This is a genomic window from Sphingomonas cavernae, assembly GCF_003590775.1.
In the GTDB taxonomy this organism is placed as follows: domain Bacteria; phylum Pseudomonadota; class Alphaproteobacteria; order Sphingomonadales; family Sphingomonadaceae; genus Sphingobium_A; species Sphingobium_A cavernae.
This window is the reverse complement of record NZ_QYUM01000004.1, coordinates 570,209-589,585: the sequence shown is the minus strand read 5'-3', so window position 1 is coordinate 589,585 and position 19,377 is coordinate 570,209. Positions and strand designations below refer to the sequence as shown.

General features: G+C 63.8%; 20 protein-coding genes. 14 read left to right on the top strand and 6 right to left on the bottom strand.

Annotated features, from left to right (window positions below; all coding sequences use genetic code 11):
• Positions 1–23 precede the first annotated feature (23 nt).
• From D3876_RS21080 to corA, 4 genes are all read left to right on the top strand, one after another.
• A complete protein-coding gene (locus D3876_RS21080; protein WP_338014358.1) occupies positions 24–554 on the top strand; it encodes an arginine N-succinyltransferase in 531 nt (176 codons plus the stop codon).
• Entirely contained in the window at positions 551–2,002 is a 1,452-nt protein-coding gene (astD, locus tag D3876_RS18155) for a succinylglutamate-semialdehyde dehydrogenase (RefSeq protein ID WP_119764902.1), read from the top strand. Before D3876_RS21080 ends, astD begins: the two co-directional genes overlap by 4 nt.
• 73 nt (positions 2,003–2,075) lie before the next feature.
• Positions 2,076–2,750, top strand: coding sequence for a fumarylacetoacetate hydrolase family protein (locus tag D3876_RS18150; protein ID WP_119764900.1), 675 nt, complete (start codon positions 2,076–2,078; stop codon positions 2,748–2,750).
• Positions 2,751–3,022: 272 nt separating this feature from the next.
• Positions 3,023–3,991, top strand: a complete 969-nt coding sequence (gene corA, locus D3876_RS18145; protein ID WP_119764898.1) for a magnesium/cobalt transporter CorA — start codon at positions 3,023–3,025, stop codon at positions 3,989–3,991.
• 266 nt (positions 3,992–4,257) lie between these two features.
• Here corA and D3876_RS18140 read toward each other — a convergent pair whose 3' ends face one another.
• The gene (locus D3876_RS18140) at positions 4,258–5,049 is read right to left on the bottom strand and encodes a hypothetical protein (RefSeq protein WP_119764896.1); all 792 of its coding nucleotides are present in this window, start codon (positions 5,047–5,049) and stop codon (positions 4,258–4,260) included.
• Positions 5,050–5,054: 5 nt separating this feature from the next.
• Positions 5,055–5,795: a glycosyl hydrolase family 28-related protein gene (locus D3876_RS18135; RefSeq protein ID WP_119764894.1), complete on the bottom strand. Its 741-nt coding sequence runs from the start codon at positions 5,793–5,795 to the stop codon at positions 5,055–5,057.
• 432 nt (positions 5,796–6,227) lie between these two features.
• Here D3876_RS18135 and D3876_RS18130 point away from each other — a divergent pair, with 432 nt between their 5' ends.
• The 3 genes from D3876_RS18130 to D3876_RS18120 all read left to right on the top strand — a co-directional run bounded on the left by D3876_RS18130 (position 6,228) and on the right by D3876_RS18120 (position 8,979).
• Positions 6,228–7,172 carry an ROK family protein gene (locus D3876_RS18130; RefSeq protein WP_119765681.1) on the top strand — a complete coding sequence of 315 codons (945 nt, stop codon included), beginning with the start codon at positions 6,228–6,230 and terminating at the stop codon, positions 7,170–7,172.
• Positions 7,173–7,253: 81 nt separating this feature from the next.
• On the top strand, positions 7,254–7,919 hold the full coding sequence (locus D3876_RS18125) for a peroxiredoxin (protein ID WP_119765679.1): 666 nt from the start codon (positions 7,254–7,256) through the stop codon (positions 7,917–7,919).
• Between the two features lie 22 nt (positions 7,920–7,941).
• Entirely contained in the window at positions 7,942–8,979 is a 1,038-nt protein-coding gene (locus D3876_RS18120) for an MBL fold metallo-hydrolase (RefSeq protein WP_119764892.1), read from the top strand.
• A gap of 231 nt (positions 8,980–9,210) precedes the next feature.
• Here the strand turns inward: D3876_RS18120 and D3876_RS18110 are convergent, their stop codons facing one another.
• From D3876_RS18110 to D3876_RS18095, 4 genes are read right to left on the bottom strand one after another with little or no spacing between them, the layout of a single operon-like run.
• Positions 9,211–9,675: a Csu type fimbrial protein gene (locus tag D3876_RS18110; protein WP_119764888.1), complete on the bottom strand. Its 465-nt coding sequence runs from the start codon at positions 9,673–9,675 to the stop codon at positions 9,211–9,213.
• Entirely contained in the window at positions 9,663–11,990 is a 2,328-nt protein-coding gene (locus tag D3876_RS18105) for a fimbria/pilus outer membrane usher protein (RefSeq protein ID WP_182912066.1), read from the bottom strand. Before D3876_RS18105 ends, D3876_RS18110 begins: the two co-directional genes overlap by 13 nt.
• A 16-nt stretch (positions 11,991–12,006) precedes the next feature.
• Complete coding sequence (locus D3876_RS18100) at positions 12,007–12,714, bottom strand: fimbrial biogenesis chaperone (protein ID WP_119764884.1); 708 nt, start codon at positions 12,712–12,714, stop codon at positions 12,007–12,009.
• Positions 12,715–12,732: 18 nt separating this feature from the next.
• Positions 12,733–13,206, bottom strand: a complete 474-nt coding sequence (locus tag D3876_RS18095) for a Csu type fimbrial protein (protein ID WP_182912065.1) — start codon at positions 13,204–13,206, stop codon at positions 12,733–12,735.
• Between the two features lie 274 nt (positions 13,207–13,480).
• On the opposite strand from D3876_RS18095, the gene D3876_RS18090 reads away from it, so the two are divergent.
• The 7 genes from D3876_RS18090 to alkB all read left to right on the top strand — a co-directional run bounded on the left by D3876_RS18090 (position 13,481) and on the right by alkB (position 19,376).
• Positions 13,481–14,341 (top strand): cytochrome c oxidase subunit II, encoded by an 861-nt coding sequence (locus tag D3876_RS18090; RefSeq protein WP_119764880.1) that lies wholly within the window; start codon positions 13,481–13,483, stop codon positions 14,339–14,341.
• Positions 14,341–16,077 carry a cytochrome c oxidase subunit I gene (locus tag D3876_RS18085; RefSeq protein WP_119764878.1) on the top strand — a complete coding sequence of 579 codons (1,737 nt, stop codon included), beginning with the start codon at positions 14,341–14,343 and terminating at the stop codon, positions 16,075–16,077. Before D3876_RS18090 ends, D3876_RS18085 begins: the two co-directional genes overlap by 1 nt.
• The gene (locus D3876_RS18080; protein WP_119764876.1) at positions 16,074–16,784 is read left to right on the top strand and encodes a cytochrome c oxidase subunit 3; all 711 of its coding nucleotides are present in this window, start codon (positions 16,074–16,076) and stop codon (positions 16,782–16,784) included. Before D3876_RS18085 ends, D3876_RS18080 begins: the two co-directional genes overlap by 4 nt.
• 12 nt (positions 16,785–16,796) lie before the next feature.
• On the top strand, positions 16,797–17,492 hold the full coding sequence (locus D3876_RS18075) for a heme-copper oxidase subunit III family protein (protein WP_238475439.1): 696 nt from the start codon (positions 16,797–16,799) through the stop codon (positions 17,490–17,492).
• A gap of 10 nt (positions 17,493–17,502) precedes the next feature.
• Positions 17,503–17,880 (top strand): cytochrome C oxidase subunit IV family protein, encoded by a 378-nt coding sequence (locus D3876_RS18070; RefSeq protein ID WP_119764874.1) that lies wholly within the window; start codon positions 17,503–17,505, stop codon positions 17,878–17,880.
• Positions 17,881–17,883: 3 nt separating this feature from the next.
• Complete coding sequence (locus D3876_RS18065) at positions 17,884–18,576, top strand: c-type cytochrome (RefSeq protein ID WP_238475438.1); 693 nt, start codon at positions 17,884–17,886, stop codon at positions 18,574–18,576.
• A gap of 158 nt (positions 18,577–18,734) precedes the next feature.
• Positions 18,735–19,376 (top strand): DNA oxidative demethylase AlkB, encoded by a 642-nt coding sequence (gene alkB / locus D3876_RS18060; protein WP_119764872.1) that lies wholly within the window; start codon positions 18,735–18,737, stop codon positions 19,374–19,376.
• Position 19,377: the final 1 nt, after the last annotated feature.

The window sequence follows — 19,377 nt, the reverse complement described above, 5'->3', positions numbered from 1 at the left end:
GCGCTTCTCCGAAACCGTGATGGCTGAACTGCGCGGCTGGTTCGAGGAGGACCGGCACGACGAGCCCCTTCTGGGAAGGCGTCTCCAGCAAGTTTTACCGGCTGCCCTTCACCGAGGCGGATCGCATGGTGATGTCGACCGACGGCCAGTTCATCCTCGACCTCGCGCCGCGCCATCCCATCTATGTCGAACTGATCGACGAGGCCGCGTGCAACGCGATCGGCCGCTGCCACCGCGATGGCGAGGCGGCGATGGCGATGCTCAAGCGCGAAGGCTTCAGCCCATCGGGGTTGATCGACATTTTCGACGGCGGACCGACCGTCACCGCGCCGCGCGATGCGATCGCGACGATCCGGGGCGGCCGCACGCTACGCGTTGCGATTGATGACGATGCCGGCGCTGCCGAACCGGCCTTGCTTTCCACCACCGCAATCGCCAGCTTCCGGGCGATCCGCGCCGATGTCTCGGTGATCGACAATCGCGCGGTCATCGGCCGCGACGCCGCCCGGCTGCTCGGCGTGACCGCAGACGACATGATAAGGGTGAACCAATGACCGATCTCTACATCAACGGGCACTGGAATGGCGGTCGCGGCGAGCCCTTCACCTCGCTCGATCCCGCGACAGGCGATCAGGTCTGGCATGGCCGCGCTGCTACCTCCGAGGATTGCGCATCCGCCATCGCCGCTGCGCGTGCGGCCTTCCAGGGCTGGGCCGATACTCCGCTCGAAGAGCGCATCGCCGCGGTCAAGCGCTTTGCCGAGCAGCTCGAACGGCGCAAGCCCGCCTTTGCGGAAGCGATCTCACGCGAGACGGGCAAGGCGCTGTGGGAAACCACCGCCGAGATCGGCGCGATGATCGGCAAGGTCGGCATTTCGATCGCCGCCTATGCGGAGCGCACCGGCACGCGCGAGGCCGCGATGGACTTCGGCCGCGCGGTGCTGCGCCACCGCCCGCACGGCGTGATGGTCGTGCTCGGGCCCTATAATTTCCCCGGCCATCTCCCCAACGGCCATATCGTCCCCGCGCTGATCGCGGGCGACACCGTGGTCTTCAAGCCTTCCGAACTCACCCCGCACACCGGCCAGTTGATGGCCGAGGCCTGGGCTGCCGCTGGCCTGCCCGCGGGCGTCTTCAATCTCGTCCAGGGCGGACGCGACACCGGCGCGGCGCTGATCGCGGGCAATATTGACGGGCTGCTCTTCACGGGATCGGCGGCGGCGGGCGCGCATTTCCGGCGTTTTTTCGCGGACAAGCCGCATGTGATCCTCGCGCTCGAACTGGGCGGCAACAATCCGCTGATCGCATGGGACGGCGACGTCGAGGCCACCGCCTCGATCATCGTGCAATCCAGCTTCATCACCACGGGCCAGCGCTGCTCGTGCGCGCGCCGGCTGATCGTTCCCGAAGGTGCGCATGGCGATGCGGTGATCGAGGCGACCGCGGCGATGGCGCAGCGGCTGCGCATCGGCGCGTGGAACGACAACCAGGAGCCCTTCATGGGGCCGCTCATCGCCAATGCGCCCGCGGCGCACGCGCTGGAGGCGGTGAAGGCGCTCGAGACGCGCGGCGCGAAGACCGTGCTGCCTTTCAGGATCCTCGATCGGTCGCCCGCCTTCGTCACCCCCGCGATACTTGACGTCACGGGTGCGGATACGCCTGACACCGAGATATTCGCGCCGATCCTGCAAGTGGCGCGCGTCGCCGATTTCGACGCGGCGATTGCGGCGGCGAACAACACCGCTTTTGGCCTGTCGGCCGGCCTCATCACGGACGAGGATGCGCTGTGGTGCAAGTTCCTGAGCCGCGCGCGCGCCGGCGTCATCAACCGCAACCGGCCTACGACGGGGGCGGCGTCCAACATGCCCTTTGGCGGGCTTGGCGAGTCGGGCAACCACCGGCCCAGCGCCTATTACGCCGCCGATTATTGCGCCTATCCGGTCGCCAGCTTCGAGGCCGACCTTGCCATCGACCAGAGCATGACGATCAAGGGGCTGGACTGAACGATCGGCTGGCTTTGACGCGACGTGGTGCGTAAGCGTGGCGTGTGCTGACAAGCTGAGAGACCCGACTCGCATGACCATCGAACCGCCCGTCCAGCCCATGCTTCCAATCGTCGGGGGCGGCCGCTTTCCGGTGGGACGCATTTTCTGCGTCGGGCGCAACTATGCCGAGCATGCGAAGGAAATGGGCGATACGGTGCCCGAGCCGCCCTTCTTCTTCATCAAGCCCGCGAGCTGCCTGCCAACGACGCCGGGCAAGCTGCCCTATCCGCCGCGGACCGACGATCTGCACCATGAGGTGGAGCTGGTCGTCGCGCTCGAACTGGGCGGCGCCGACATCGCCGAGCAGGACGCGCTGCGCCACGTCTTCGGCTATGCCGTCGGGCTCGACATGACGCGCCGCGACCTGCAGGGCGCCGCCAAGGACAAGCGCCGGCCATGGGACATGGGCAAGAGCTTCGACGGCGCAGCCCCCGTCGGCGCGATCACGCCCGCCGCCGAGGCGGACGATGTCAGCGATGTCGCGATCACGCTCGCCGTCGATGGCGAGACGCGCCAGAACGGGCGCACGTCGGAAATGCTGTGGAACGTCCCCGCAATCATCGCCGAGCTTTCGACCTATATACGCCTGATGCCCGGTGACCTGATTTTCACCGGCACCCCCGCTGGCGTAGGCGCGGTCGCGCGCGGCAATCACCTCGAGGCCCGGATCGAGGGCCTGACGCCGCTCGAGGTGGAGATCGTGTAAGGCGCGCGCTTATGTTCGCAGTTTTCCCGTGAATCGTAAAATAAAGTTTCGTCGTCGCGTATCTTGATTGCGTGGCCCGCTTCGATGCGCTGCTGGCTTTACGGTGTGAAAGAGCGTGCGATCCATGCGCGAGCGTGGATAGCAGCCGAGCGTCGCAGATCGGGGCTGTGTAGGACAGGGAAAACCGGGTCGCGGCGCCGACCACATCTTTCCTTTTCGCAACGCCTTGGCATCTGATACCCCGACATCGTCACTGTCGCATCGAGGGTCTGATGAGCGTTGTCGCTGCCTATCTCTATCGCAACGGCCGGAAGATCGGGCCGGTTTCGCTCGATGAACCCATGCGCTGCGCCGACGACAGGAGCGAATTCGTATGGATCGGCCTGGTCGAACCCGATGAGCATGAACTGCGCGCGCTTCAGGAGAATTACGACCTACATCCGCTCGCGGTGGAGGACGCGCTCAAGGCGCACCAGCTTCCCAAGGTCGATGTCTATGGCGACCAGCTTTTTGTCGTCGCCCGCACCGCGCATCTGGAAGACGACACGATCGCCTATGGCGAGACCGCGATCTTCATCAGCGAGGACCATATCATCACGGTGCGCCACGGTTCAGCGCGCTCGCATTCCGGATTGCGCCAGCAACTCGAGGCCGCGCCCTCGCTGCTCAGCCACGGCGTCGACTATGTGCTTCACGCAATTCTCGATTTCATCGTCGACGGCTATCTGCCCGTCGTCGAGGCGATCGAGGAAGAGGTCCTGGAGATGGAGCAGCGGGCGCTCGACGCGTTTCTCGAGCGCGAAGAGGTCAGGCGAATCTTCGGATTGCGCCGCCAGCTCATTCGCTTCCAACGCGTACTCGGTCCCATGTCGGAGGTGTGCAGCAAGCTCGCCAATCTCGATCTGCCCTGCCTCGACCCCGAGGTCAGACCCTATTTCCGCGACGTGCTGGATCATGTCCGCCGCGTCGAGGCGATGGTCGGCAGCCTGCGCGAGGTGCTGACATCGGTCTTCGAGGTGAGCAACCTGCTCGAGCAGCAGCGGCAGAGCAAGAGCACGCGTCAGCTTGCCGCCTGGGCCGCGATCCTCGCGGTCCCGACCGCGCTGGCGGGAATCTATGGCATGAACTTCGACAACATGCCCGAACTCAGGACGCGATACGGCTATTTCGTCGTCGTGGGCATCATGCTGTTTCTGTGCTCGGCGCTGTATATCCGATTCAAGCGAACGCGCTGGCTGTAGGACAGCGATCTTTCCGGCTGCTTTCGCCGCAATCGCGAACATTAAGTTCACCTCGCGACGGCCCCAATAGCAGCCATTCATTCATGAACCCCCAACTAGCCGAACTGGGACGAAGCTGATGGATTGCTACTCGGCTGAACGAAAAAAATGCAGCCTTGACCGGCGCTTCAGAGACAAGCGCCGCAGTCCGACAGGATAACTGAGATGCCCCGAGCAAGCCCTTCTCCACCACTAAGCACAGAAGGGCGCACCCGGAACGGATCTTGTTAGATTAAATAAGTCATTGAGACGACAAGTTCGCCACCATTGTTACACTGATTTGCGAACAGGTCGGACCAAACATTGCTGTTATCAACCCAATGAAAGGTCATCAGCGATGTATCCGGCAAAATATTGGCTGTGACGGGTCTGATGGTGTTCAGCCCGGAATAGTCACCAATCGTGACGGCCTGTTTAAGCTCCGATGCGTTCCGGGCGGGAATCGGAAGCGTGAGGATCAAAGGGCTCGCGCCAGCTGACCCCTTACTGGACCAAGCCACCCTCGCGACCGCGGTCACCACGTTACCGTTACGACTATACTGTCCTGTCGAAACGGTTGTCGAAAAATAGTTGCCCCAAGAATCGCCGATTACCGGAGCCCAGGAGCCTTCGCTCGAAATATTGGATGTGAAGCGCGAAACGGTGAAATCGCAGTTGATGAGAGTTCCGGTCGAAACATTATCAACGCTGTTCGGGCCGCCATATGCCCGGCAACCGGTATATGTATTAACGTAGCTGGCACGAAACTGGAAAGCCTGTTTTGTATTGCCAGCGCCGCGCAGCAGCAGGATGTTTTCAAAGGTGCAATGAACCACATCGCTTGCTGCATCCGCAGTCTTGCCTACTCTGAATTGCACGGTTCCCTGACCACCGGATGTGCGGGCATCTTCCAGATAGGCTGGCCCGAAGTGCGAGCTGTCGGCAGATGGAATCCAAACCTCGTTCTCGCAATTTTCGCAGCCGAAAACGGCATATTTTGCATTTTGCCCCGTCATCACGTAGCCGACCGAGCAGTTCACCGCATTCAGCTGTTGTGCAGCCCGGCATTCATCTCTGTGAAGGTGAAGCCGCGACCGCAATTGAAGGCTTCAAGGTTCTGGTGCGTGCACCAGTAGGAGCTAAGCGAGACATGCCCATATCCGCATCCATAATAGTTGATTTTGTCGACGATTTTCGCGCCGCGTCCTGTGAACAGACCGATGAGATTGTTGCCATCATAGGCGGTTGGCGTAATCTTTCCGCTGCTGAACTGATTGGCCGTAATGACGGTCAAGTTCCGAATGGATCCGGTTTCCTCGAGCGTATCGTTATCGAGATTGTAAGCGATGATCGGTGTCGGAGCGGTCGTGGTAAAATCGCCGATGATGACTGCGCCGGCTTCGCCAACCACATCCAGGCGCTTTTTTGAGGCATTGGCCGCCTTATTTGCCGTGTTTAGCGAGCATCCTTCCCAGCCAATGCTGTCGATGGGTTGCTGGTAGTTTGTATAGACCTGCAAACCGATGTTGAGCGTGCGGACGACACGATAAAATCCCTTGGGAAAGAAGAGCGTGCCGCCGATCGTCAGAGCGCTGGCAATGGCTGCGTTAATTGCATCACTGTCATCAGTACTGCCGTCGCCAACTGCACCATAGTCCCGCACGCTGACCGCTTCTCGCAGCTTTGCTTCCACGGTACGCGTTGAGGCTACGGTCGTATTCTGTTTAAAACCCACAAGCGAGGCACCGCTGGCGGCGATGAGTTCTTCCTTGGTCACGTCAACCATTCATGTTCTCCTGTTCAATCTCGCCTTGGAACGTTTCAAGAACATTCAAAGTCCTACATTGCAAGCGGGCGATCGCGGGGGCCATTCCTAAACGCCGAAATTTTGGCTTCAAGCGGTCCCGTCAGTAGTCATAGCCGATCGGACGCTAACAGCTTCCGCTGCAATCTCGGCCGTTCAGCGGCCTGCCGACGTCCAAAAAAAACCGGTCCTTCGTCCATGTCTGGCGTTGAGGCCGGGATGGACCGTTTCCGGACCGTCCGGATCCCACGACAAAGTGGACATGGCCGCTTGTGCGTGCGCGGCTCAGAAGCGCGGTCGATGGTCGAGCGCGGCGTCTCGCCCTTATCGCGCTTGATCCTATTGCGGTGAATCCGCATGCTCCGGCGTGGTTCGGACGCATGGCCGGACGCTTCAGGAAAGGCCGTCCCGCGCATGAGCATCGACCGCAAAGGGCTGCTGGCGGCGATCGAGGCGGGGGGGACCAAGTTTCTGTGCGCGGTGGCGCGGCCCGACGGTCAGGTGCTCGACGAGGTCCGGATCGCCACGACCACGCCCGCCGAAACCCTGGGTGCGGCGACTGACTTCTTCCTGCAGACGAGCGAGGCGCATGGGCCGATCGCGGCGCTGGCGATCGGCAGCTTCGGGCCGCTCTCGCTCGATCCCGCTGCGGCTGATTTCGGCACGATCACAACGACCCCCAAGCCGGGCTGGTCGGGAACCGATCTGGTCGGCCACTTCCAGCATGCGTTGAATGTCCCGGTGACGCTCGACACCGACGTCAACGCGGCGGCGGTGGGGGAGATGCTGTTCGGCAGCGGGCAGGGGCTCGATTGCTTCTGCTATGTCACGGTGGGCACGGGGATCGGCGTCGGCGTCGTGATCGGCGGCGTGCCGCATGGCGGCGCGAGCCATCCCGAGGCCGGACATATGCGGATCCCGCGCGCGGCGGGCGATGCTGGTTTCAAGGGCATCTGCCCCTATCACGGCGACTGTCTGGAGGGGATGGCCGCCGGTCCCGCGATGCGGGCGCGCTGGGGTGTCGATGCTGCCGACCTGCCGCGCGATCATCCGGGCTGGGCGATCGAAGCCGATTATCTGGCGTCGTTATGCCTCAATCTCACCTACGCACTGCAACCCCGGCGCATAATTCTGGGTGGCGGGGTGATGCAGGCGGGGCATCTTCATGGACTGGTGCGCGACGCATTGTCCGAAAAGCTCGGCGGCTACGGGCTGAACGCCCGGACGCGCGCCATGGAAACCTACATCGTCGCTCCGGGTGCGGGGCCATCGGCGGGGCTGACCGGCGCGCTCGCGCTGGCCTATCGCGCCGTCGAGGGGCGATGGCCGGGCGAAAGCGACTGGGCCGCGCCAAGCTAGCGGGCCGATGCCCTTCTGCGCATCGTCATGGCGGACGTGCGCCGGATTTGCTATGCCGGTGACTTCTCAAAGGAGGACATCATGGCGCTGCGAATCGCGGAACGTGCTCCCGATTTCACCGCCGAGACCACGCAGGGACAAATCCGGTTCCATGATTGGCTCGGCGACTCCTGGGGCATGCTGTTTTCCCATCCCAAGGATTTTACGCCTGTCTGCACGACCGAGCTCGGCTATCTGGCCAAGTGCCAGGACCAGTTCGCCGCGCGCAACTGCAAGGTGATCGGACTCTCGGTCGATCCGCTGGGCGATCATGAGCGGTGGCTGGCCGATATCAAGGAAGTGACGGGCGGTGAGGTGACCTACCCGATCATCGCCGATCATGATCTCGCGGTCGCCAAGCTGTATGACATGCTGCCCGCCGATGCGGGCGACAGCGCCGAGGGGCGGACCCCGCTCAACAACCAGACGGTGCGGACGGTCTATCTGATCGGCCCCGACAAGCTGATCAAGGCGATGCTCGTCTATCCGATGAGCACGGGGCGCAATTTCGATGAGGTGCTGCGGCTGATCGATTCGTGCCAGCTCACCGCGCAGCACAAGGTCGCGACGCCGGTGAACTGGAAGCAGGGCGAGGACGTCATCATTGTGCCGGCGGTCTCTGACGAGGATGCGAAGGCGCTTTTCCCCGCGGGCTGGAAGACGGTGAAGCCCTATATGCGCGTGGTGCCGCAGCCCGAAGAAACATGATCGGCGGGAGGCGCAGGGACGCATGATCCTGCAGCAGATCAGCACGGGCGGTTGCCAGTCCTATCTGCTCGGCTGCGGCGAAAGCTGCTCGGCAATCCTGATCGACCCGGCGCTGCCGCAGCTCGACCGCTATCTTGGCGTGCTCGCGCGCGAGGGGCTGAGGCTGCGCTATGTCGTCGACACGCATACCCATGCCGATCATTTTTCGGCCGCGCACGAACTCAAGGACCGGCTGGGCGTGCCCGCGGTGATGCACCGCAACAGCGTCGCGCCCTATGCGGATCTGCGGCTCGATGACGGGGACATGCTGATCTTTGGCGACCTGCGGCTGCAGGCGATCCACACGCCGGGGCACACCAATGATTCGATGTGCCTGCATATCGAGGATCGGCTGTTCACCGGAGATACTCTGCTGATCGGCGGGACAGGGCGCACCGATCTGCCGACGGGCGATCCCGATGCGCTCTATGACAGCCTGTTCAATATCGTGCTGAAGCTCGATCCCGCGACCCAGGTGTTTCCGGCGCACGACTACAAGGGGCAATCGTCGAGCACCATCGGCCGCGAGATCGCGGAAAACCCGAGGCTGCAGCAGCGCGACCGCGCCGCGTTCGCCGAGATGATGCAGCATCTGAACCTGACCGCGCCCGATCACATGACCGAGGCGCTGCGCACCAATATGTGCGGCGGCAAGACGATCGAGCAGATGCTTGCCGAGGCGGCGCGCAAGGTGCCCTTCATGTCGCTTGCCGAGCTGAGGACGCGGCTGTTGGAGGGCGGAGACGACCTGATCGTGCTCGACGTACGCGAGCGGAGCGCCTTCGAGGCGGGGCATATCGAGGGCGCGCGTCATTTGCCGCGCGGGCAGCTCGAGCTGCGCGTCAACCAGGAACTGCCCGACCCGACGCTTCGTATCCTCACCGTCTGCGAATTCGGAAAGGTCTCGACGCTGGCCGCGGCGACGCTGCGCGAGCTGGGCTTCAGGCGCGCCACCGCGCTCGACGGGGGCATGAAGCTGTGGCGTGAAAAAGGCTATCCGGTGGAGGAGGGCGCGCAGTAGGGTCTGCGCGTCAGAACTCGATTATGGTCACGCCCGAGCTGCTGCGCAGGATGCGTGGAGGCGACCTGTCCGTCGCGCCGCGGCAGCGCGGTTCGGCAAGAGGTGAAAGCCAACACGTCTGGATCACCTCGGCGCGGACGGTGATCACGAGGGTCCTCAAATATCCCACCTGCTCGGGCTGTGGAGCGATCAGGAGCAGGGAGAGGAGGATCACCGGGCAGGACCTTCGGGCTAGAATTCGACATCGATCCGGATCGTATCCGTATATTCGCCCGCCGGCACAAGCTGTCGCGGGTGAATGATGCCGAAGACGCGGAACACCGACGGCCCGAACTCCCGTGTCAGTCGTGGCGGCAGCGGGATCGTGCTGCCTGTCCCGTCGCCGAGGATGCGTCTGCGCGTGGGGTCGGCATAGAGATTGTAGCGCAGCTCATGGGGGCCGTTGGTCATGACCCGATCCTGATACTGGCCCGAATTCCCGGTCGAGAGCGTGACGCGCGCGCCGGCCGACGAGCCGAGGGGCAGGCAGCGAAGCTCGATCCTGCCAAGCGACAGGTCCGGCGCAGCGGTCAGCCCGTCATAGACACCGAAGTTCAGCCCATGGACGCGCACGCTGCACGAACGATTGCCGGGCGCGGGCTGCGCGGCCGCGAGCGCGGGTGTCGCGAGCAGCGCGAAGGCGATCAGGGCACGCATATGAAGGGTCCAAGACGCGGCAGGCTGCCCGCCGCCACGTCCGCATCGAAGGTGACCGAGCAACTGCCCCCCTGCCAGGTGACGTCGAGCCGGTTCGCGCCGGGTTTGAGGCCGCGGACATAGACCTCCCCGCCAAAGCCCGTGAGCACCGGTTCCTCTATGCCCGCAACAAGCGCGCTGGCCCCCGGCGGCGGCGCCGATCCGTCGGGAAGCTGGAGTGTCACCACTGCGGATCGCGCGCGCTTGACCGAAAAACGCGTGACCACGCCCGCGCGGTCCTTTGGCGCAACCTGCGTTGCGGGATCCCCGATGCTCGCATCGACCGGCAGGTCGAGCGGCTCGATCGAGACCGCGTTGGGCACATAGGACTGCAATCCCGAGACGAAGATGCGGCCGCGCTTGTTGGTCCGTCCCACGGTGCGGTTCTCAAGCGCGACCCTGACGCCCGGCGAATCCTCGACTTCGACCACGGTGAACGCATCATCGACGCGGCCGGCAAGGAAAAGCTGGTTGTTCATGAACACCAGCGACTGCATCAGTTCGGCCTGAATGCCCGTCGACCCGTTGGAATGATCGACGCGAAAATGCAGGTCGGCGCGCTCGCCGTCCCAATCGGCCTGCGCCGAGGCGCCCTTGAAATCGCCCACGGTGCCATCAACCTCCCAGTTGAGCCGCTGGTCAAAGGCCTGGCCGCGAAGCTGGGCCAGCGTCGAGCGCTGGTCGTTGCGCCAGCTCTGCTGGAGATAGGCCTGAGTGTTTCCCCGGCCGAGTGAGACCGAGAGCGAGAGGAGCACGCCCCAGCTTTCATTGTCGGTGTCGCCATAGCCCGATGCTGAGAGGCGCACCCTGTTTCTGAGCAGGTCGAAGCCATAGGTGCCCGACACGACGCTGGTGATGCCGGGGCCGAACTCGCGCTGCCCGACATAGGCAAGGTTGATCTGGCCCGCGCGGCCGAGGTTCAGGCCGAACGACGCCACGGCCCGCTCACGGAAGCGATTATAGCCAAATAGTGCGGCCAGGTCGAAGTAGCGCTCGCTGGCGCGCGCATAATAGCCCGACAGGCTCAGCCGGCGTGAGGCGTGTTCGAAGCCAATGACCCAGGTCTGGCCCCTGCCGGCCGGGCCGTCGCTGTAGAGCAGCGCGCCGTCAAGGACGAAGAGCTTGCCCACCGACACGGTTGCCTCGCCGACCACGCTCCAATATCCGTCGGCAAGCGCAACACTGCCGGTGAGCGTCAGGCCATCGGTGACGCCATAGCTGTAGGTGCCGGCCGCGAACTTGCCTTCATAGTCGTTGCTCGCGATCGAGTAGTTCTGGCGCGCCACCCCGGCTTCCATGCTGAAGCGGCTCATGCCCCTGGCCAGGAGAGCGGTCGAGGAATAGACGGGTAGAACCACCTCAGATCGGCGGCCGGCCTGGTCGGTCACGACCATCTGGATCGTGTTGGCTCCGCCGGCAACCGGCAGATCGGTGAGCCGGACGGCGCCGGGGTCGACCGCCTGCGAATAGCGATGGATCCCGTCGACGAAGAGATCGATCGTTGAAGGGACCGAGACGTCGCGGCTCAGCGTCGGCACGGGTATGGTGACGATGTCCGGCCGGAGACCGAAGTCGCGCGTCCATTGCACGCCGCCGAAACGGAAAGGGCGAACCCATCTCGGTCCGGCGGTTATGGTGTCTCCAAAGCGCAGCCGCCATGCCTTGTCGGGATTGTCGATGTCGATATGCGTATCGAGGCGGACGAACTCGGTCTTGATCCCCTGGCCAACGTTGACGAAGCCTGTCGCCGCCGCGGTGAACAGGGGGGAAAAGAGCCGTGCCTCCAGATTGGTGGAGACGGTGCGGCCGTGGAGCTCGTCTCGGGCACGGGGCGTCCATTCGCCGAAGATGTCCCAGCCGAGCAGCATGCCCCAGTCCGCCCTGCTTTCGATCCTGACTGGGCGTGGCGAAACATGGAGCTCGTTCGTCTTCAACCGCTCGAACGGCGCGGTGATGTCGATCGCCTGCGCACGCATGTCGAGCTTCCAGCTCAGGCCCGGAATCTGGTCGAGATAGACGCGACGCTGGCCCCCGACCATCGTCACCCAGGCTTCCTCAAGCTTGAAGCCGAGGCCGTCGAATTGCTCGGCAGGGAGCGAGAGTCGGCCGTTCTCGTCGTAAAAGCGCGCGACCAGCTCAAGCGGCCAGCCGTTCACGCGCACGTCGAGAAGATAGACGATGCCCGGCGCGGCGGGGGTTTCGTCCGCGGCAGGCCGTTGCGCTGCTGCGACGCCGGCTAGCTGGCTTGCAAACGCCGCCACGGTGGCGAGGAGCAAGAAAGAAAGGCGACGATCATTGCCCGATCGGCACATCGGCCTGGACCGCGCCGTAGTCGCCTTCGGCCGCGACCCTGAGCGAGGTTGCCGCGGGAACCGCGGCGAGCGTCCAGCTTCGTCTGGCGCGGCTCAGCACATAACCTTCCAGTGGATCGCCGACGGCCTTTCCGCCCGCCGTGACATTGAGATTGACCAACCTGTCGCGCGCGTCGCCGTCATTGTGGGCGGTAAGCAGCACATTCTGCCCGGATCGCGCAGCGGTCCATCTGAGCTTGGGTCGCGACTGGGTGGAGGGCGTGACGAACACGGGCACGAGGGCGCGGAGCGCTGCCTGCACACCGGCGCCGCCTTCGGCGCGCTGGGGACGGATCTCGTCGAGGATCAGGCGAAATGCCGTTTCGCCGGGCACCTTGGGCAAATCCTCGACGACCAGCCTGATCACCTGAGACTCGCCGGGTGCGAGCGTCACCATCGGCGGGCTCGCCAGCAGTTGCTTCGATGGCGCATACAGATCGGCGCCCTCGGGCTGCGACCAGTCGACCGTGCGGACCTGAATATTGGAGGGTGCGCTATCGACGTTGCGGATCGTGAGCGTCGCCGTGCGTTCGGGACCGATCATCTGCACGCGCGTTGGGCCGATTTCGAGCGATCCGGCTGAGAGCGGCGTGGCTGTCACTAGCAATGCGGCAACCATCCCAAGCCGATGAACTCGCATTCTTGCCATCACACGCCCTCCTCAGTCCTAGAACTGCGCGGTCACAAGGATCTGGTCGACATAGTTGCCTGCAGCGACGAACTGGTTTGCAGGAACCGAGCCGTAAAGTGTCCAGGTCTTCAACTGCCCGGTGTTCTCACCACCGCTCATCTGGAATGCCATTCCGGCCGTATTGATCGGATCGGTCCGGGCACTGTCGCGATAGATCTGGTAGTTCAGGTTGTTGGACCCGTTCTGCATGTTTCGCGACTGAGGATTGCCCGAGGAGCCGGCACTGAGGCTGATCGTTACGGCCGAGCCCGGCGTGCACCGGACGCTGAGCGGCGTCTGCGCGGTAGCGGTGGACGACGAACTGTAAACGCCGAAATTGAGATCCTGGGGCGTGACCTGGCAGCTCGCATTGACCTGAGCCCTGACGGCGAACTGGCCGGTCGCGGTTTGCGCGATCGAGGCGGTTGGGATGAGAATCGCGACTGTCGCGGCTATCGATATCAGGCGCATCTTTGCACCTCCCATGGACCTGTTGGGCACGGGTGCCCGGAAGGGTCAGCATAGGCCGCACCGCATGTGGCACTATCGGGAAAAACCCTGAAAACCGACAGTCGGCGTACCGAGGAGGACGGGGGAAGAGCCAATCGGATATGGCCGCTTGCCCTGCAGATTCTGTCATATATAGTCGACTCATAAGACGAGTTGGTTGCTTCCCGCGTGTCGGGGCGAACCAGTAACGGTCCACCTCGGCATCCCGGGCGCCACGGCAACAGCGGGAGAGAGGATGGCTGTCGCAATCGTAATAGCGCTGCTCGTGCTAGGCTCGATAGCCTTTCACCTGTTCAGTCCGTGGTGGCTTACCCCGCGTGCGTCCAATTGGGGCTCTATCGACGATGCGTTGATGGTCACACTGTATATCTGCGCGGTCGCTTTCGTCGTGCTCAACCTCTTCATCGCCTGGTCGATCATGCGCTATCGCAACCGGCCGGGGCACAGCGCGCATTTCGACCCCGAGAACACCAAACTCGAAAAGCGGCTGACCTTCTGGACGGCAGTGGGGATTGCGGGGATGCTCGCGCCCGGGCTCGTCGCCTGGCATGAATATGTGACGGTGCCCAAGGACGCCGCGATCGTCGAGGCGACGGGGCAGCAGTGGCAATGGGCGTTCCGCTTCCCCGGCGCGGACGGCGTGCTCGGCAGCGCCAATATCAGCCACATCACGCCCGAGAACAGCTTCGGCATCAATCCGCGCGATCCCTATGGCCGCGACGACGTGCTGATCGAGAGTAACGAGCTGCGGCTCCCCGTCGACAAGCCCGTCAAGATGGTGCTGCGCTCCAAGGACGTGCTCCACGACTTTTACGTGCCGCAATTCCGCGCGAAGATGGATCTGGTGCCGGGCATCGTCACCTATTTCTGGATGACGCCGACAAGGACAGGGACTTACGAAATCCTCTGCGCCGAGCTGTGCGGCACGGGGCATCACATGATGCGCGGGACCGTGATCGTCGCCAATGAGCGCGATTTCGGAAGCTGGCTGAGCGAACAACCGACATTCGGCCAGCTCATGGCCGAGGCGGAAACGGGCGGGGCGCAACTGGCGCGAGCTGTGGCACCCGGTGCGAACGCAAGGGGGGCACGCTGATGGCAACGACACTCGCCGACGATCTCACGCCGCTTCATCATCCCAAGACGTGGATCGGCAAATATGTCTGGAGCCTCGATCACAAGGTCATCGCGATCCAATATTCGCTGACCGCGATCGCGATCGGGCTGGTGGCGCTGGTGCTGTCCGCGCTGATGCGCCTGCAACTGGGTTTTCCCGATACCTTCGATTTCATCCAGCCGACGCAGTATCTCCAGTATGTCACCATGCACGGGATGATCATGGTGGTCTATCTGCTGACCGCGTTGCTGCTGGGCGGGTTCGGCAATTATCTGATCCCGCTGATGGTGGGCGCGCGGGACATGGTGTTCCCCTTCGTCAACATGCTCAGCTACTGGGTCTATCTGCTCGCGGTGATCGTGCTGGTGGCGAGCTTCTTCGTGCCGGGCGGTCCCACGGGCGCCGGCTGGACGCTCTATCCGCCGCAAACGATCCTCGAGGGCACGCCCGGCCACCAGTACGGCATCATCCTGATGCTGGTGTCGCTCGCGCTCTTCATCGTCGGCTTCACCATGGGCGGGCTCAACTATGTGACGACCGTGCTCCAGGCGCGGTGCAAGGGGATGACGCTGATGCGGATGCCCTGTTCGGTCTGGGGCATCTTTGTCGCGAGCATCATGGCGCTGCTCGCCTTTCCCGCGCTGTTCGTCGCCGCGATCATGATGCTGCTCGACCGCATTGCGGGGACGAGCTTCTTCATGCCCGCGATCATCTCGATGGGGAAGGAACTCGGCTATGAAGGCGGCAGCCCGATCCTGTTCCAGCATCTGTTCTGGTTCTTCGGCCATCCCGAAGTCTACATCGTCGCGCTGCCGGCGTTCGGCATCGTGTCCGACCTCATCAGCGTCCACGCGCGCAAGAACATTTTCGGATACCGGATGATGGTCTGGGCGATCGTGATCATCGGTGCGCTCAGCTTCTTCGTCTGGGCGCATCACATGTACGTGAGCGGCATGAATCCCTATTTCGGCTATTTCTTCGCGACATCGACGCTGATCATCGCGATCCCGACCGCGATCAAGGTGTATAACTGGATGCTGACGCTCTGGCGTGGCGACATCCATCTGCGCGTGCCGATGCTGTTCGCGATCGGCTTCCTGTTCAGCTTCATCCATGGCGGGCTGACGGGGCTGTTCCTCGGCAATGTCAGCGTCGATGTGCCGCTCAGCGACACCTTCTTCGTCGTCGGCCATTTCCATATGGTGATGGGCGTTTCACCGATCCTCGTGATCTTCGGCGCAATCTATCACTGGTATCCAAAGATCACGGGCCGGATGTGGAACGAGACGCTGGGCAAGATCCATTTCTGGATCACCTTCCTCGGCGTCTATGCGGTCTATCTGCCGATGCATTATCTCGGCTTCCTTGGCGTCCCGCGGCGCTATTATGCGCTGGGTGAGACGGCGTTCATCCCCGACTCCGTGCACCTCGCCAATCAGGCGATCACCATCGCCGCGCTGATCGTGTTCGTCGCGCAGATGCTCTTCTTCTGGAACATGTTCTGGAGCCTGTTCCGCGGGCCCAAGGCCGACCCCAATCCCTGGGGCGCCACCACGCTCGAATGGCAGACGCCCGAAACACCGCCCGGCCATGGCAACTGGGGCCCGAAGCTCCCCGTCGTCTATCGCTGGGCCTACGACTATAGCGTTCCCGGTGCGCCAAGGGACTTCATCCCGCAGAACGAGCCGCCCGCAGACGAGCAGCACCGCTCATGAGCATCCTCGACGCCCTGACCGACAAGCCGTGGTTGTCGCCGGGGATCGGCGCGCGCGCGGAGGTGACGGAAGATGTCGAGCGCCGCGCGGCTGACGCGGGAGTATTTCTCGGCGTGTTCCTGGGCGTTGTCGCTGCGCTCTTCGCGCTCCTCGCATCGGCCTATCTGATGCGCATGGGGGTGCATGGCCCGATCGGGCATGGCGCAGCCGACTGGGCACGGCTCGCCGAGCCTCCGCTGCTTTGGGTGAATACCGCCGTGCTCGTGCTGAGCAGCGTCGCGCTGCACGCCGCGACCGTGGCGGCGCGCAAAGGGGATGGGCGGGCGCTCACGACATGGTTCCTTGTCGGCGGACTTCTTGCGGTCGTGTTCCTCGCGGGTCAGATCACGGTATGGCGCCAGCTCGACACCGCTGGTCATTTCCTTGCGCTGCATTCGGTGATCTGTACCGCGGTCGACAATCCCTTCGCGCCGCCGCCGGGACCGCTGATTTCAGGCAATCCTGCGGTTGCCTTTTTCTACCTCATCACCGCGCTCCACGGGCTCCACATTCTCGGCGGGCTCGTCGCCTGGGCGCGGACGAGCGTGCGCGTGCTGCGGGGCGCCAGCGCCGCCGCGATCGCGCCCTCCGTCAGGCTTTGCGCGCGTTACTGGCATTTTCTGCTGCTCGTCTGGTTCGTGATGTTCGGATTGCTGCTGATGACCTGAGTGGAGCGACGCATGGCGCAAGAGATGGTGACCAAGGCCGATCCCGCCGACCCCATGCTCGAGGGGCTGCGCGACCTCGCGTCCGACTGGTCCGCCGATCAGGAGGTGTTCAAGTCGGTCCATTGGGGGAAGGCCATGATGTGGATCTTCCTCCTCTCCGACACCTTCATCTTCTCGTGCTTCCTCACTTCGTACATGACGATGCGCGCCTCGGTGACCGAGGCCTGGCCCAATGCGAGCGAGGTTTTCGCGCTCACCATTGCGGGGAACAGCATCCCGCTGATCCTGATCGCGATCATGACCTTCGTGCTGATCTCTTCAAGCGGCACAATGGCGATGGCGGTGAACTTCGGATACCGGCGCGACCGCAGGAAGACCGCAGCGCTGATGTTCGCCACCGCGCTGCTGGGCGCGACCTTTGTCGGCATGCAGGCCTTCGAATGGACCAAGCTGATCCATGAGGGCGTCCGCCCCTGGGGCAATCCGATGGGGGCGGCGCAGTTCGGCGCGTCCTTCTTCATGATCACGGGCTTCCACGGGCTCCACGTCTCGGCGGGGGTGATCATGCTGCTGATCGTCGCGTCGAAGGTGCTGCGCGGGCATTACGACCGGAGCGGCGACTATTCGGCGGTCGAGATCGCGGGCCTCTACTGGCACTTCGTCGACCTCGTCTGGGTCTTCATCTTCGCATTCTTCTATCTGTGGTGAGGGAGAGGGCATGAACCACGCAACCACCCCCGAGATTCCCGCGGATGCCACAGTCCATGAAGCGGGCGCGCACGCGGGCGGGCAGCAGCACCCGATCGGCGTCTATCTGAAGGTCTGGGGCTATCTCTTCGTGCTCAGCGCCATGTCGTACATGGTCGATTATTTCCAGGTGCAAGGGATCATGCGCTGGGTGCTCATCATCACCTTCATGCTGCTGAAGGCGGGGCTGATCGTCGCGATTTTCATGCACATGGCGTGGGAAAGGATGGCGCTGGTCTATGCGATCCTCGTTCCGCCGCTGTGCCTGACGACGCTGGTCGCCCTGATGCTGATCGAATCCGACTACACGCTCTGGACACGTATCCTGTTTCTCGATTGGGGTGGGTAAGCCATGGACCGATGGGAATGGACCAAGGTCGGCGCCGCGGTGAGCATGGCATTGTTCGTCGCCTTCGGTGGCGGGTGGATGGCCGACCGGCTGGTGGGCGTCAGCTATCCCGACGCGCCCGCCTACAAGCCTGCGGACCTCGATCAGCCCGTCGACCTCGCCGCGCTCCAGCGGAGCTGGCCCGCGGGACTGACCGCGCCCGGCGATCACAACCGGCTTGCGGGCTATCTGCGTGCGGTCGATCGAGGGGCGATCCCGCCGCCCGCCGCGGGTGCGGCGGCAGCGGTGCCGGCGGCGCCGCCTCCCGATCTCGGTACGCTGCTCGCGAGCGCGGACCCCGCGCGGGGCAAGAGCGTCGCGGGGGTATGCGCATCGTGCCACACCTTTGATCAGGGCGGGGCCGACCGGACGGGCCCCAATCTCTGGGGCGTGGTCGGCCGCGATGTGGCATCGCACAGCGGCTTCGCCTATTCGCCCGCGATCGGCACGCATCCGGGCAACTGGACCTATGAGGAACTCGACCGCTATCTGGCGAGCCCGGCGCGCGCGATCCCGGGCAACAAGATGGCCTTTGCGGGCATCCGCCGCCCGCAGGACCGCGCCAATCTGCTTGCCTATCTGGGCAGCCTGGGTTCGGCCGGCGTGCCCAAACCTGCGCCCAAAGCTGAACCGGCCGCCGGTGCCGGGGGCGACTGAGGAAATGAAAAGCTGAGCCGGGCGCTGCGCAACCCTCTCCCTCAGCGAGAGGGCTGCTTTCCATGACATTCCAGTCATCAGCAGCGACGCTGTCAGGTAGCTTTGAACGCAAGCGGCGGGGTGCGCGTTCGGCTTTTATGAGCGATAGCGACGCGTGTATGAATTTCGAGCTGTTCGAGGATGAAGCGACTGATCTGCCGCTGGGCGAGGGAGCGGTGGTGCTGCGGGGTTTTGCGCGGCCGCTGGACGATGCATTGTTGGCGGCGCTCGGACCCGTCGTTGAGGCAGCGCCGTTTCGGCACCTCGTCACGCCGGGCGGCTGGCGGATGTCGGTGGCGATGACCAATTGCGGGCGTGTCGGCTGGGTGTCGGACCGCTCGGGCTATCGCTATGATCGCGTCGACCCCGAAAGCCGGCAGCGCTGGCCAGCCATGCCCGCGGTCTTTGGCGATCTCGCGGCGCGGGCGGCGGCCGAGGCGGGGTTTGCGGATTTTGCGCCTGAGGCATGCCTCATCAACCTTTATTCCCCGGGCGCGCGGCTTTCGCTGCATCAGGATCGCGATGAGGCCAATCTGGATGCGCCGATCGTTTCGGTGTCGCTGGGGCTGCCCGCGACCTTCCTGTTCGGCGGGGCGAAGCGTGCCGACCAGCCCCGGCGCGTGTCGCTCACGCATGGGGACGTCGTGGTCTGGGGCGGAGCTTCGCGCATGGCCTATCACGGGGTCGCACCGCTCGCCGATGGCGTGCACCCGCTGCTCGGACGGCGGCGGATCAACCTGACCTTTCGCAAGGCGCTTTAAA

Coding starts and splice junctions, on each gene's coding strand:
- astD (WP_119764902.1), top strand. CDS start 551: ATGACCGATCTCTACATCAACGGGCACTGGAATGGCGGTCGCGGCGAG.
- D3876_RS18150 (WP_119764900.1), top strand. CDS start 2,076: ATGACCATCGAACCGCCCGTCCAGCCCATGCTTCCAATCGTCGGGGGC.
- corA (WP_119764898.1), top strand. CDS start 3,023: ATGAGCGTTGTCGCTGCCTATCTCTATCGCAACGGCCGGAAGATCGGG.
- D3876_RS18135 (WP_119764894.1), bottom strand. CDS start 5,795: ATGGTTGACGTGACCAAGGAAGAACTCATCGCCGCCAGCGGTGCCTCG.
- D3876_RS18130 (WP_119765681.1), top strand. CDS start 6,228: ATGAGCATCGACCGCAAAGGGCTGCTGGCGGCGATCGAGGCGGGGGGG.
- D3876_RS18125 (WP_119765679.1), top strand. CDS start 7,254: ATGGCGCTGCGAATCGCGGAACGTGCTCCCGATTTCACCGCCGAGACC.
- D3876_RS18120 (WP_119764892.1), top strand. CDS start 7,942: ATGATCCTGCAGCAGATCAGCACGGGCGGTTGCCAGTCCTATCTGCTC.
- D3876_RS18110 (WP_119764888.1), bottom strand. CDS start 9,675: ATGCGTGCCCTGATCGCCTTCGCGCTGCTCGCGACACCCGCGCTCGCG.
- D3876_RS18100 (WP_119764884.1), bottom strand. CDS start 12,714: ATGGCAAGAATGCGAGTTCATCGGCTTGGGATGGTTGCCGCATTGCTA.
- D3876_RS18095 (WP_182912065.1), bottom strand. CDS start 13,206: ATGCGCCTGATATCGATAGCCGCGACAGTCGCGATTCTCATCCCAACC.
- D3876_RS18090 (WP_119764880.1), top strand. CDS start 13,481: ATGGCTGTCGCAATCGTAATAGCGCTGCTCGTGCTAGGCTCGATAGCC.
- D3876_RS18085 (WP_119764878.1), top strand. CDS start 14,341: ATGGCAACGACACTCGCCGACGATCTCACGCCGCTTCATCATCCCAAG.
- D3876_RS18080 (WP_119764876.1), top strand. CDS start 16,074: ATGAGCATCCTCGACGCCCTGACCGACAAGCCGTGGTTGTCGCCGGGG.
- D3876_RS18075 (WP_238475439.1), top strand. CDS start 16,797: ATGGCGCAAGAGATGGTGACCAAGGCCGATCCCGCCGACCCCATGCTC.
- D3876_RS18070 (WP_119764874.1), top strand. CDS start 17,503: ATGAACCACGCAACCACCCCCGAGATTCCCGCGGATGCCACAGTCCAT.
- D3876_RS18065 (WP_238475438.1), top strand. CDS start 17,884: ATGGACCGATGGGAATGGACCAAGGTCGGCGCCGCGGTGAGCATGGCA.
- alkB (WP_119764872.1), top strand. CDS start 18,735: ATGAATTTCGAGCTGTTCGAGGATGAAGCGACTGATCTGCCGCTGGGC.